The 14,689-nt window shown below is 59.2% G+C and carries 3 protein-coding genes and 2 pseudogenes; 4 read left to right on the top strand and 1 reads right to left on the bottom strand.

Features of this window, described 5'->3' with window-relative positions; translation table 11 throughout:
• Nucleotides 1-12 precede the first annotated feature (12 nt).
• A pseudogene (locus tag CAF65_RS25140) lies at nt 13-478 on the bottom strand (type I secretion system permease/ATPase); the annotation flags it as partial.
• 674 nt (nt 479-1,152) lie between these two features.
• Between CAF65_RS25140 and CAF65_RS25135 the strand changes: the two are divergent.
• The 4 genes and pseudogenes from CAF65_RS25135 to CAF65_RS29135 form a co-directional block, all read left to right on the top strand.
• Nucleotides 1,153-11,802: a peroxidase family protein gene (locus CAF65_RS25135; RefSeq protein WP_085718697.1), complete on the top strand. Its 10,650-nt coding sequence runs from the start codon at nt 1,153-1,155 to the stop codon at nt 11,800-11,802.
• A gap of 191 nt (nt 11,803-11,993) precedes the next feature.
• Nucleotides 11,994-12,569: a hypothetical protein gene (locus CAF65_RS25130; RefSeq protein ID WP_085718696.1), complete on the top strand. Its 576-nt coding sequence runs from the start codon at nt 11,994-11,996 to the stop codon at nt 12,567-12,569.
• A gap of 700 nt (nt 12,570-13,269) precedes the next feature.
• The gene (locus tag CAF65_RS25125) at nt 13,270-13,917 is read left to right on the top strand and encodes a hypothetical protein (protein WP_085718695.1); all 648 of its coding nucleotides are present in this window, start codon (nt 13,270-13,272) and stop codon (nt 13,915-13,917) included.
• Between the two features lie 538 nt (nt 13,918-14,455).
• Nucleotides 14,456-14,536: pseudogene (locus CAF65_RS29135) on the top strand (hypothetical protein); the annotation flags it as partial.
• Nucleotides 14,537-14,689: the final 153 nt, after the last annotated feature.

Here is a 14,689-nt window from a genome sequence, read left to right as displayed (position 1 = left end):
CCAGACGCCAACCAGAATGCGCAAATGGCTCAGGTACCAGCGCTTGCTGATCGACGGCAGCATGCCCATGGCCTCGATGACCTCGGCATTGCGCAGGTTGTCGTTGGCGTATTGGGCGGAGGAGAGGGCGGTCTGATTGGCTTCGGCCAGCGGCTCAGGTTGCGCTCGAATGCCGCGGTGAAAATGCGCCGGTTGAGGTCCATGTCGAGGCAGTTGCCGACCCGGATCAGTACGCGGGTGCGGACCATTTCCAGTGTGGGCATCAGCAAGAACAGTCCAATCTCCAGAACAGCCAACATCGCCAGCGTCGTGACGTTGCGACTGACCGGGCTTGATCATGGACCTGCAGCATATAAACGGCTGGCGTCAACATCATGACGTTTATCACACCGCTGAACCCCGCCAGTGTGTAAAAACTGCGGCGCAGGCGAAAGAGCGCGTCGGCCAGTTCGGAACGGATGCTCGACTGCTTGGGCATGTTGGTTCTCCCACTTCGAAAAGCCGGTTGCCCTTGTGGCGCAACAGCTAACGATAAACGTAGTTCCTTCAACAGCTTATGGGCACGCAGGCTGGTCGCTCTATGGATGGAGGGTCTTGCGAAATCACTGCGTTGCTCCCTTATGCAGCAGCGTAGGTGGCGGAGTAACAATCCGAAATAACATTTCGCTCTATACCTGCACTCAACAGCCTATATGTCGTTTAAAAACAGCCAGTTGTAAGACTAAAGGACCAGTCGTCTGTTTTAGCGACGTAATATTGACAAAGAATTGCTATGGAACTTTAGTCTTAGTTATCGCGGGGCTCACCCGCCTGAAGCTTGCCATCGTTTTGGCAATGCAAGGTGCGGTGATTTCCCGGGGAGGAGCAGAATCATGTCGATCATTTCGTGCTTTTGCAGAGGGAAGGGGCTGTCCAGGACGTTCGCCTTCACTTCCCGATTCCATGACCCGCCCAGGGCTCGAATCCGCTCTGCCTGATCGACCGGCGAGCAATTCGCTACGCGAATTCCAGGCGCGTATCCCGGGTCCCGGGTAACGCCAGATCTCTCGCAAACAAACATAACCAACAAACTGCGCAAGCCAGCACTTGACTTGGCGCGGGCGGATTCTCTCGTCCCGTGCCTTTACCCAAATAGATCGAGGGCAATCCAAAATGGCCAATTTCAGCAAGTCGGATCTGGAGTTCATCCTCAAACAAATCTTTATTGCAGAAGCGAATGCCGACGGCGCAAGCCTCATTGATTTGCTTCCCAACGCTCAGGTCCCATTCGGCCTGCGTACTGTCGATGGCAGCTTCAACAACCTGGTCACCGGCCAGAGCGAGTTTGGCGCCGCGGACAATGCCTTCCCGCGCCTGCTTGACCCTTCCTTTCTATCGCCGGCATACGCCGGGACAGGGTCGGTGACCGATCCGCAACCACGGATTATCAGTAACCTGATCGTCGACCAGACCGCCAACAACCCGGCGGCCTATGCCGCAGCTTTCGACCCCGGCCTGGACGGTGTGCTCAACTTCGGCACGGTGGGTAACGACGATGTGCTCAAGGATGGCGTACAGATAGTCACCAGCCCCGGGCTGGATGGCGTGTTCGGCACGGCCGATGACAAGGACGTGTTCTTCATGCCCAACGTGTCGCCGGACGTCGGCCTGACCGCCAGCTTCAACTCGTGGATGACCTTCTTCGGCCAGTTCTTCGACCACGGTCTCGACCTGGTCACCAAGAGCGCTACCGACTTCGTGTTCATTCCGCTGCAACCGGACGATCCGCTGTTCGTACCGGGCAGCCCAACCAACTTCATGGTGCTGCCACGTGCGGTGCGTACCGCCGGCGCGGATGGAATACTGGGCACGACCGATGATGGCCAGCCCAACACCACCTCGCCGTTCGTCGACCAGAGCCAGACCTACAGCTCGCACCCGTCGCATCAGGTGTTCCTGCGTGAGTACACCCTCAACGCGGCAGGCGATCCCGTTGCAACAGGGCGCTTGATTACCAACCGCGATCTCGGCGCCGATGGCAAGTTCGGCACTGCCGATGATGGCAGCGGCGAAAATGGCGGCATGGCGACCTGGAAGGTGGTCAAGGCCCAGGCCCGTGACATTCTCGGCATCGACCTGACTGACGCCGATGTACACAACGTGCCGCTGCTGGCAACCGATGCGTATGGCAACTTCATCCGTGGGCCGAACGGCATGCCGCAGGTGGTGATTCGTATCAGTAACGGTGCCGACGGCATCGCCGGGACCGCTGATGACGTGACTCAGCTGGTCGAAGGCAACCGGGCTGCTCCGATCAGCCTGGCCAACGCCGTGAGCACCGGGCATGGTTTCCTCGACGACATCGCCCACAATGCCGCTCCGGTAGTCGTCGGCGGGGTTCTACAGGCGGATGGCGATACCCTTGTTGGCAATGCACAGCCCGTTGGCCCAGGCGGCAACAACCTGACCTATGACAATGAACTGCTCGACGCCCACTACATTGCCGGCGACGGCCGGGTCAACGAGAACATCGGCCTGACCACCGTGCACCATGTGTTCCACTCCGAGCACAACCGCCTGGTCCAACAGTCCAAGGACACCATCCTGGCATCCGGTGACCTGGCCTTCCTCAACGAGTGGCTGGTTGACGACGTGACCGCGATACCGACTACCCCCGCCGGGATCGCGGCGCTGGTGTGGGACGGCGAACGCCTGTTCCAGGCTGCCAAGTTCGGCACCGAGATGCAGTACCAGCACCTGGTGTTCGAGGAGTTCGCGCGGACCATTCAGCCTCAGGTCGACGAGTTCCTTGCGCCCAGCGGGTATGACACCTCGATCAACCCGGCAATCCTCGCCGAGTTCGCCCACGTGGTGTACCGCTTCGGTCACTCGATGTTGACCGAGACCGTCGATCGCTTCGATCCTGCGTTCAATCCGCTCCTCACCAACCCGGCCAACCCGGACTCGCAACTGGGCCTGATCGCGGCCTTCCTCAATCCGCTGGCGTTCGCCGGCAGCGGGGTGACTGCGGACCAGGCGGCAGGGGCGATCGTTCGCGGTGTGACCCGCCAGGTCGGCAACGAGATCGATGAGTTCGTCACTGAAGCGTTGCGCAACAACCTGCTCGGTCTGCCGCTCGATTTGCCGAGCCTGAACCTGGCGCGTGGTCGCGACACGGGCATCCCCACCTTGAATGAGGCGCGCCGTGAGTTCTACGCAATGACCGGCGACAGCCAACTCAAGCCCTATATCAGTTGGGCTGACCTGGCGGACAGCCTCAAGCACCCCGAGTCGCTGGTCAACTTCATCGCGGCCTTTGGCACGCATACCTCGATCACGTCGGCGACCACGCTGGCAGACAAGCGCGCTGCAGCCCTGGCGCTGGTATTGGGTGGTGCGGGTTCGCCGGCTGACCGCCTGGACTTCCTCAACAGCACCGGTATCTATGCCAACGTAACGACAGCCGGCAAGGACGGGGTACTGGGTACTGCAGATGACCAGACGGGCGTGACGGTCACGGGCGTTGACGACATCGACTTCTGGGTCGGTGGCCTGGCCGAGGAAAAAATGCCGTTCGGCGGCATGCTCGGCTCGACGTTCAATTTCGTGTTTGAAACCCAGATGGAGGCGTTGCAGAATGGCGACCGCTTCTACTACCTGTCGCGTACCGCGGGCCTGAACTTCGGCACTGAGCTTGAGAACAACTCCTTTGCCAAGCTGATCATGCTCAACACCGATGTCACCCACTTGTCGAACACCGTGTTCCTGACGCCAACGTTCACCCTTGAAGTGAACCAGGCCAGTCAGTTCACTGGCCTTGGCGTGGATGGCCGCGCCGATCCGACAGGCGGCATCATGATCAACGGCGTGGAAGTCGTGCCGCTGGTGATTCGCGACAACCCCGACACTGTCGGTCCGGACACCAATTATCTGCAGTACACCGGTGAAGACCATATCGTCATGGGAGGCACCGCCGGCAATGACATCATCATTTCCGGTGAAGGCGATGACACCCTTTACGGCGACGCCGGCGATGACGTCCTCGAAGGCGGTGCCGGGAACGATGCGGTACTGGGTGGCGCGGGCGATGACATCATCAGCGACTCGTTCGGCGACAACCGTCTGGAAGGTAATGCCGGTAACGATGTGATCGTGGTCGGCAGCATGCTTGCCGCAGGCAACCTGATCCTGGGTGGCGACGGCCAGGACTTCATCATCACCACCGAAGACATCAGCACCACCTTCGGCGGCCAGGGTGACGACTTCATCCTCGGTGCCAAGACCAACCTGCCACCTACCGGCAACGAAGGTGATGACTGGATCGAGAAGGGCACCCAGGACGGTGCGCCAGGCGATAACTTCTCGCCGCTGCTCAATGACGATGTGATCGGCAACGACATCTTTGTCGGTGGTGGCGGCTTCGACGAAATGATCGGCGAGGGTGGCGACGACATCTTTGTCGGCAGCGATGCCCAGGACAAGATGGACGGCATGTCCGGCTTCGACTGGGTGACCTACAAGAATGACAAGGTTGGCGTGACCGTTGACCTGAGTCTGGCCGCGCTGGCACAACCACATGGCAATGCACCAAACCAGAATGCCGGGGTGTTCAATCCGGTCGGCGCCTCGCCGGCCTCGATCCTTGACCGTTTTGCCGAGGTCGAGGGCTTGTCCGGCTCGAGTTTCGGCGACGTGCTCAAAGGCGATGATGTTGACGCGGTCACTATCATCAACCACGGTGGTACTACGGGCAGTGCGCTGACCAATGTCGCGTTGATCCGCGGACTGGCTCAGTTCCTGGCCGATGCCGGATTGCCGACCACCGGTTTTGCCACGGGCAACATCATCCTCGGCGGCAATGGCAGTGACCTGATCGAAGGCCGCGGCGGTGATGATCTGATCGACGGCGACAAATGGATCAACGTCAGAATTGCCGTTTATGCCGCTGGTGATGTCAACCATACCGGTCCCGAAATCGCCAGCTTCGACAGCATGGTCGACATGATCCCGTTCATGCTGGACCGCACCTATAACCCCGGTCAACTCAAGGCCGTGCGGGAAATCATGCCCGGCACCTCGACGGGCGGGGCGGCCTTCGACACCGCCATCTACTCCGGGATTGCGTCCGAGTACACGGTTACCGTTGATGACCGCGGCACGGCCGATCTGGCGGACGATGTCTATACGGTGACGGATAGCGTAGCGGGTCGCGACGGCACCGATACCCTGCTGCATATCGAACGCCTGCAATTCGCCGATACCCAGCAAGTGCTGGTGCCAGGGCAGAATGCTCAACCAGTTGGCCGTCCTACCCTTTCGGATGGAAACGGCGGGGCGATTACGGTGGGCGACACACTGACTGTCAGCGTGGCCGGGGTGCGCGATGCCAACAACGTCGCGCCAGGTAATCCGCAGGGGTTTATCACCAACTCCTCGGTGTCCTACATCTGGCAGTTCGAGGCCACTCCAGGCAGTGGCGTATTCGAGGACATCATCCTGTTGCCGGCTGGCGACCTGGCGTTCCAAAGCGCCGACGGTACCGCGTTCAAGGTCTCTCCTGACCTCGCCGGGTTGTCGTTGCGGGTCAAGGCGATCTATCAGGACGGTCACGGTACCACGGAGATCCTGTTCTCCACGCCAACGACTGCCGTAGCCCCCGGTGCACCGGTCACGCCAACGGCGGCGGTACCTGTAGTCGATGCCACCGCGGGTGGCCCGGGCCTTCACATGGTCCGCTCCGACCTCAACTTCATCCTTGACCAGATCAAGATTGCCGAGGCGGAAGCGTCCGGTCAGAGCATCCTCTCGCTGATCCCGAATATCCGTTCGCCGCTGGGCTTGCGTGCGGTCGATGGCTCAAACAACAACCTGATGAACCTCAACGGCAACAATCACACCGAGTTTGGTGCCGCCGATAACGTCTTCCCGCGCCTGACCGATCCGGTCTTCAATCCGGCGGAAGGGGGAACGTCGTATACGCAGACCAGCGGCCTTGTGATTGACTCGCAGCCGCGCACCATCAGTAACCTGATCGTCGATCAGACGGCGAACAACCCGGCGGCCTATGCCACGGCTTTCGACCCGGGCCTGGACGGTGTGCTCAACTTTGGCGCGGTGGGTAACGACGATGTGCTCAAGGATGGCGTACATATTGTCGCCAGCCCCGGCCTGGATGGTCAGTTCGGTACTGCCGATGATCATGATGTGTACTTTTTCGAGAACACCACGGCGGACGCGGGATTGTCCGCGCCGTTCAACGCCTGGATGACCTTCTTCGGGCAGTTCTTCGATCATGGTCTGGACCTGGTCACCAAAGGTGGTTCGGGCACCGTCTTCATCCCGCTGCAACCGGATGATCCGCTGTTTGTGCCAGGCAGCCCGACCAACTTCATGGTGCTGACCCGCGCGACCAACCTGCCAGGGCCGGATGGTGTTCTCGGCACGGCCGACGACATCCATGAGCACACCAATACCACCACGCCGTTCGTGGACCAGAACCAGACCTATAGCTCGCATCCGTCGCACCAGGTGTTCCTGCGCGGTTATGAACTCAACGCAGCGGGCGAACCGGTCGCCACCGGCAGGTTGATCACTAACCGTGACTTGGGGGCGGATGGTACGTTTGGCACCGCTGACGACCTTGAAATCGGTGGCATGGCAACCTGGAAGGTGGTCAAGGCGCAGGCCCGTGACATTCTTGGCATCAATCTGACTGACGCCGATATCGACAGCGGCCCACTGCTGGCGACTGATGCCTATGGCAACTTCATCAAGGGGGCGAACGGCTTCCCGCAGGTTGTCATTCGGGTCAACAACGGAGCGGATGGCATTGCCGGCACCGCCGATGACGTCACTACGCTTGTCGAAGGCGATCCGGCCAACCCGGTCAACCTCGTGAACGCGGTGCGCACCGGCCATGCCTTCCTCAACGACATCGCCCACAACGCCGTGCCGGTTTCTGTAGGTGGGGTTCTACAGGCGGATGCCGACACCGATATCGGCAATGCGCAGCCTGTTGGCCCGGGCGGCAACAACCTGACCTATGACAACGAACTGCTCGATGCTCACTACATCGCCGGCGACGGCCGGGTCAACGAGAACATCGGCCTGACCGCGGTGCATGCGATCTTCCACTCCGAGCACAACCGCCTGGTCCAGCAAACCAAGGACACCGTGCTCGATTCGGGTGACGTGGCCTTCCTCAACGAGTGGCTGCTCAATCCGGTGGCTGCGTTGCCAACCACCCAGGCTGAGTTCGATGCGCTGGTGTGGAATGGCGAGCGCTTGTTCCAGGCTGCCAAGTTCGGCACCGAGATGCAGTATCAGCACCTGGTGTTCGAGGAATTTGCGCGGACCATCCAGCCCAACGTCGACCTGTTCTTCGCACCGACCCAGGTCTACGACGTTGACCTCGATCCCTCGATCGTCGCCGAGTTCGCCCACACCGTGTACCGGTTTGGTCACTCGATGTTGACCGAGACCGTCGATCGCTACGATATCGATTTCAACGTAGTGGGCGATCCGGCCAGCGCCAATCCCGATCAGCAACTGGGCTTGATCGCGGCGTTCCTCAACCCGTTGGCGTACGCCGCCAGTGGCGTTTCACCCGAGGATGCGACCAGCGCGATCGTGCGTGGGGTAACCCGGCAAACCGGTAACGAGATCGACGAGTTCGTCACCGAGGCGCTGCGCAATAACCTGCTCGGTCTGCCGCTCGACCTGCCGGCGATCAACATTGCCCGTGGCCGCGACGTGGGGATTCCCTCACTCAACGCGATCCGCCGCGACATCTACAGCCAGACCGGTGATACCCAACTCAAGCCGTACAACAGCTGGGTCGACCTGGTGCAGCACCTCAAACATCCGGAGTCGTTGATCAACTTCATCGCGGCCTATGGCACGCATGACACGATCACGGCGGCGACCACACTGGCAGACAAACGCGCTGCAGCCCTGGCGCTGGTCTTGGGTGGTGCGGGTGCCCCGGCTGACCGCCTGGACTTCCTCAACAGCACCGGTGCCTTTGCCAACGTAACGCTGGCCGGTCGCGATGGGGTACTGGGTACTGCCGATGACCTGAAGAACGTGACGGTCACGGGTGTCGATGCCATCGACCTGTGGATCGGCGGCCTGGCCGAACAGAAAACTCCGTTTGGCGGCATGCTCGGCTCGACCTTCAACTTCGTGTTCGAGAACCAGCTGGAGAAACTACAGGACGGCGACCGCTTCTACTACCTGGAGCGTACCTCTGGCCTGTCGATGAATGCCGAACTTGAAAGCAACTCGTTCGCCAAGCTGATCATGGCCAACACCTCGGCCACGCACTTGCCGGGCCTGGTGTTCTCGGATCCGACGTTCTACCTGGAAGTGGACCCGGGCAAGCAGTTCAACGAAGGCCTGCTCGCGGCCGATCCGCTTGGTCCGAACCTCGCGCAGGTGGTGTTCCGCGACAACCCGCTGACCGTGGGGCTGGACACCAACTACATCCGGTACAGTGGTGAAGAGCACATCGTGCTCGGTGGCACTGACGGTGCAGACATTCTCATCTCCAGCGATGGCGATGACACGGTCTGGGGTGATGGCGGCAACGATCGCATCGACGGCGGTAACGGCAACGATCAGCTGCGTGGTGGTGCCGGCGACGACATCATCACCGACACCGGTGGCGACGACAACATCCAGGGTGGCGACGGCAACGACGTGCTGCACGGAGGCAACGGCATCAACCTGATCATTGGCGGATTCGGCAACGACTTCATCGTGACCGGTGAGGACGCCTCCGAGGCTATTGGTGGCCAGGGCAACGACTTCATCCTGGGCAGCAAAGCCAACGAACAGGACATGGGTAACGAAGGCGACGACTGGATCGAGAAGGGCACCTCGGACGGTGCGCCTGGCGACAACTTCGATCCGCTCGGCAACGATCCGGTGATCGGCAACGATGTATTCGTCGGCGGTAACGAGAACGATAAGTTCAACGGCGAAGGCGGTGACGACATCATGGTCGGCAGTCTCGGCTTCGGTGACCGCTATATCGGCGGCTCCGGCTATGACTGGGCGACCTTCAAGGATCTCGCCCAGGGCGTGACCATCGATTACAGCGACCGCTTCTTCGATGTGCCCGTGCAGCCGGGTTCGGGGGCTTCGGCACTGGTGCGTTTCGACATCATGGAAGGTCTGTCGGGTTCGTCACACGGTGACTTCCTGCGCGGTGACAACGAAGATGCGACATCGCTGCCTACCGCCGGTGCAACCGGCAGTGTGCTGACCAACATCAGCCTGATCGACGGCCTGGCGGGTCTGCTGCCAGTCGGAGCGACGTTCTTCGACGGCGGCAACATCATCCTCGGTGGCAGCGGCAGCGACCTCATCGAAGGCCGCGGTGGTAACGACATCATCGATGGTGACAAGTGGCTGAACGTACGCATCAGCGTACGGGAAAACGCTGATGGCACCGGCGCGGAAATCGCCACGTTCGACAGCATGGAGCCAATGGTCCAGGCAATGCTCAACGGTACTTACAACCCGGGCCAGTTGGTCATCGTGCGGGAGATTCTGACCGGCACTGACAACTTCGACACTGCGGTGTTCTCCGGTAATTTTTCGGAGTACAGCGTCGCAGTCGATGGCAACACCGTCATCGTGACCGACCTGGTGGCCGGGCGTGATGGGGTCGATCGCCTGACGGGTATCGAGCGTCTGCAGTTCGCTGACCAAGCGCGGCCGTCCGGAGTTGGTACCGCCTTGAACAGCGGTCCTGTGGGGCGTCTGGCAATCCTCGATGCTACCACCGGTGCGCGTACCGACGCGTCTGTCGCCGGCCAACTGTTGCGCGTCAGCGATCAGTCGGTCCGCGACACGGACAACGTGAGTGCGGCCAATCCGACCGGCGCGGTTACCGGTCCCGTGGCTTACTACTGGCAGGTCGAAAGGGCTGCGGGCTCAGGTGTTTTTGAAGACATCACCTTTTTCGCCGCCGGCGAGGTGTCGCGGGCGACCGGCGCCACCTATCGGGTGGCGGATGATGTCGCCGGTCTGAACATTCGCGTTCGGGCGGTGTATCAGGATGCCAGGGGTACGCTGGAGATCGTCGACTCGTCGGGGAACAACGCACCGACTGCAGGGCCGACCATTCTCGGGGTTGCGTTTCCGGACCAGGTGTTGACCGCCGACACGTCGACCATCATCGACGTCGATGGCCTCAGCAATCCGCAGTTCACATTCCAGTGGCAGGAGACCAACGGGGTCACCTTCGTCGACATCGTCGGAGCCACCGCCAGCACGTTCACGCTTGGCCTGGCTCAGGTCGGCGATCAGGTGCGCGTGGTGGTCAGTTACGTGGATGACTTCGGTACGGCCGAAAGCATTGCGTCCGACGCTACGGCCCCGGTGGCCGCCGGTGATGTGTTTGTCGGTACTGCCGGTGTCGACATATGGACCGGCACGTCAGGCGACGACATTGCCAGCGGAGGTGCTGGCAATGACATCCTGAGCGGCTTGGGCGGCAACGACCTCCTCAATGGTGACGCAGACAATGACGTGCTCATCGGCGGTGGCGGTGCCGACACGATGGCCGGCGGTGATGGCAACGATGTCTACGAAGTCACCGATGTTGGGGACGTAGTGACCGAGCTCGCCGGTGCCGGCAGCGACGAGGTCTGGACCTCGCTCGCGAGCTATACCCTGAGTGCCAACGTCGAGAATCTGTATTTCGGCGGCAGCGGCAACTTCGCGGGTACCGGTAACGTGCTCGGCAATAATATCCTGGGTGGTGCGGGTAACGACATCCTCATCGGTGCCGGAGGTGCCGACACGATGGTCGGCGGCGGTGGCAGCGATATCTACGAAGTCACCGAAGCTGGAGACGTGGTGATCGAGCTCGCCGGTGCCGGCAACGACACAGTCTGGACCTCGCTCGCAAGCTACACCCTGGGTGCCAACGTCGAGAATCTGTTTTTCGGCGGCAGCGGCAACTTCGCGGGCACCGGTAACGTGCTCGGCAATACGATCGCGGGCGGTGCGGGTAACGACGTCATCATCGGTGCCGGAGGTGCCGACACGATGGTCGGCGGTGATGGCAGCGATATCTACGAAGCCACCGACGCTGGGGACGTGGTGATCGAGCTCGCCGGTGCCGGCATCGACACGGTCTGGACCTCGCTCGCGAACTACAGCCTGGGTGCCAACGTCGAGAATATGTTTTTCGGCGGCAGCGGCAACTTTTCGGGCTCCGGCAACGTGCTCGACAACACGCTCGTGGGCGGTGCGGGTAACGACGTCCTCATCGGTGGCGCAGGTGCCGACACGATGGTCGGCGGTGCTGGCAACGATGTCTACGAAGTCACCGACCTTGGGGACGTGGTAGGCGAGAACGCCGGTGGCGGCAACGACACGGTCTGGACCTCGCTCGCGAGCTACACCCTGGGTGCCAACGTCGAAAATCTGTTTTTCGGCGGTAGCGGCAACTTCGCGGGCACCGGCAACGCGCTCGGCAATAATATCGTGGGTGGTGCGGGTAACGACGTGCTCATCGGCGGTGGCGGTAACGACGTGATGAGTGGCGGCTTCGGCAACGATACTTTCGTGTTTGCTGCCGCGGGATTCGGCAACGATACGATCTTGAACTTCGGCGCCAGTCTGGCCGCAGAGCAGGACTTGCTCAATGTCACGGGGCTGGGGATCACCAGCGCGACGTTCGCTGCCAACGTGAGCATAACGGCGGACGGGGCGGACACGGTGGTCGGGTTCGGGGCGGACTCCATCCGTCTTGTTGGTGTCAGCAGTGCGGCCGTTGATCAGACGGACTTCATTCTGGCTACTTGAGGTCCTGGTCAGTACCGTCGCAGGAGGGCGGGACAGTAGAGGGAGGGGAGGGCAATGGATGCCCTCCCTTTCTCCTTCCATTCGATTGCCCGTCAGGTACCGGGGTGCCAGCAGCGTACTGGAACTCGTCAAAGCAGGTTGGAGCCGAACTGCGAAAGCTAAAGAAACAATGGAAAAAAGGAAACCCGGCCTTGAACATTTCAGCCATCTGCCTCTTGAGCAGTCTGTTGGTTGCGGTTGCGGCTTCTGCTACCGGGGTTACTTCGGTCTTCGACCTGGGCTTCACCAGGTCAGCCACGCAAACGCTGGAAAAACTGGACATCAATGACGCTTTTGTTATCGCCGTCTCAAGTCCTGCTGCATTTACCTTCTGCCGAAAAGGATCGTCAACGCTCTGGAAGTATCAGGCGCTGGATCTGGAGCAACAAGCGGCAATCCAGGTCGGCCAAAAGAGGTCATCGACGGACTATCAGCGAATTACCGTTGCGCAAGTCGATAGCGTTGCCTGCAAACAGGACCGCCTTGCGCCATTGGTTGAACCGACCATCAGGCATGGACTTGTCCTCGGCTTGATCACCCTGTTTCTATTGTTCGGCCTCCTGCATACTTACCGGGCAATCATGCACTGCCGGTATGACCAGGACGGTTTTTCGAAGCCTGGCATGCAGCGATTGAGCGATTCCCGGTTTGTGTACAATTCAACGCTCATGGCGTTGGCCGCGTGGGGGATTGCTGTAGCTACGGCATTTGTTTACTTCGGATTTTGAGCAGCTTGCGTAACCAGCTCATGCAAGCGTGAGTTGTTTCCGGTATTAACCTGAATTCTCGTAATGCAGTTTGTTTCGCCTCGGCAAACCAAATTTCCACATCGCTAATGTACTTGATTGATACTCGGATAGTTTCAATCGATCCTGCGTTGCTGCCGGCTTGAGAATGTGGCCGGATTGCCGTGGAGTATGCAGTGGGTGTTTGCACTGGATGAGAGTCGCTCGCTATTGCGCGAGTTGTGGGATGTATAACAACTAGTGGATCCGATGTGCAGTTGTCGAAGTGCATGTAATCAAGCAGCCCAGTTGTCGCGGGGGATAGCGGGAAAGTTGGCTTGTTACTGTCGCTTCAGGTGCACTTGCTCTACGCACCGTTTGTCGGTGGCTTGTTCGAAAAATGAACATTGGGGCGTCTGAGGCCTCTGATTTTTCAGCGCGGCAGCCATGGCCTGCTTCCGCAATTGAAAAAAAGAAATGGAAATCGAATCTAAAATGCAGTGAGTGCAAATGGGGGGTATCTGGATCTCAGGGAGGTAATAAACAAGCCGGTCATTGATTTGCCAGGCAAATCAATGAGGTTAACAGTGCCGAGTCGATGATTTGGCTTATCTTGTAGAAGTAAGATCGCACAGGATTTTTAATGTTCAAGAATCCTGTCAAGTAGTCGATCTGTACTGTCGAATAAGGTGGAGAAATTACCGTGGCGATAAATACAGTTATGAGTCTGCTGGAAAATAAAGAATTCCTGGAGTTTTTGCGTCTGGGTGTTGTTTACGTTCATTTAGTGGCGTGTTGTGTAGCCATTGGTCTGGTGTTGACCAGTGATGTCGCGATGGTTAGAGATCTTTTAAAACGGAAAGTATTCACTGAACATGATAATGCTCACATGGAAAGCCTTCAAAAGTCTGTTGTCATTGCACTAATAGCTTTGTGGGTAACGGGGATCGCTGTCATCGGTATTGATTACCAGGATAAAGGTGTCGAATACTTTATGAATCCCAAGCTTCAAGCCAAAGTGATTATTGTCGCCTTGCTGAGTTACAACGGCGTCCTGTTGCATCGCATGGTTTTGCCGGCACTGCAAAAGGCAGGCTCCTTGCTCAATCTCGGATTCAGTGCGCGGATGCTGGCATTGGCCTGCGGTTCGTTATCGGCCGTGTCCTGGATGTATGCCGCCATGCTGGGTGTCGGGCGCCCTTTGGCCTGGAAATTTTCCCTTTCCGAACTGTTGATGGCTTATCCGGTACTGATTGCGCTCGGGTTCCTGGCGATGCTGGTGCTGACTCAGCGCGCGAAACAACAGGATGTCTACGTTGCGCCTCAGCGAACAGTGGCAGGCGCATGCTAAGCCGGTTCTGCGGGTAAATCCTGCGGGTTGGCACAGAGCCTGAAAGATGGCGATCTTCCTGGTGCAGGTTTCAACCCGGACCTGCACCGCAAGGCCCTTTTGTTTTGAGTCATTGCCATTCGACAGGCCGTTATCCTCAGCTCAGTCGAGCAACCTGCAGTCCTGACGAAGTGAGCCCCGGTGTTACCAACCCCCACCGGTGTAGCGTAAAAACACGCTCAGGTAACAATCACCTCGTCCTCAAAAAATCCCCTCGAAAAATTTCGCCAACGCCAGAGCCCTTGATTTTGGTGCTCTGCAGCCCTTTCCGAATTTTTCTTGAATGCCTGTCCAACAAGTTGGCCGCTTGATTGCATATGATTGTATGTACAAGTAAATGCGTGTGCGTATGAGTCCCTTGAGGCTCTTCGCGACATCCACTGATTCGCTTGTCGCGCAACGATGCGCACAAGCTGGCTTGCCCACTGCCTGGGTTGGCTTGAATTGATCGCTTGAGCGTCTTTTTCGTGACTGACAGTAAACCTGCAAAGTTTCATGACACGTCGATGCCGGTTACCCAGTTGCAATTAAATGTGCCAAAGAGCAGGGCTTGAACCTGCCAATGCTTACCCCCGGTTAAAGGAACTTGAAAATGCACACACTAAACCTGATCCCCGGCCAACTGAGCCTCGCTCAACTGCGTGACGTCTATCAGCAGCCGGTGAAACTGACCCTCGACCACAGCGCTGCGGCCCAGATCGAAGCCAGCGTGGCCTGCGTGGAACAGATCCTC

Origin of the sequence: Pseudomonas sp. B28(2017) (assembly GCF_002113025.1) — a bacterium.
In the GTDB taxonomy this organism is placed as follows: domain Bacteria; phylum Pseudomonadota; class Gammaproteobacteria; order Pseudomonadales; family Pseudomonadaceae; genus Aquipseudomonas.
Note: the sequence above shows the minus strand (reverse complement) of the source record. Positions and strands in the feature narration are given on the sequence as shown.

Bases quoted from the DNA above. Each gene is read 5' to 3' on its own strand.
- CAF65_RS25135 (WP_085718697.1), top strand. From the start codon at position 1,153: ATGGCCAATTTCAGCAAGTCGGATCTGGAGTTCATCCTCAAACAAATC.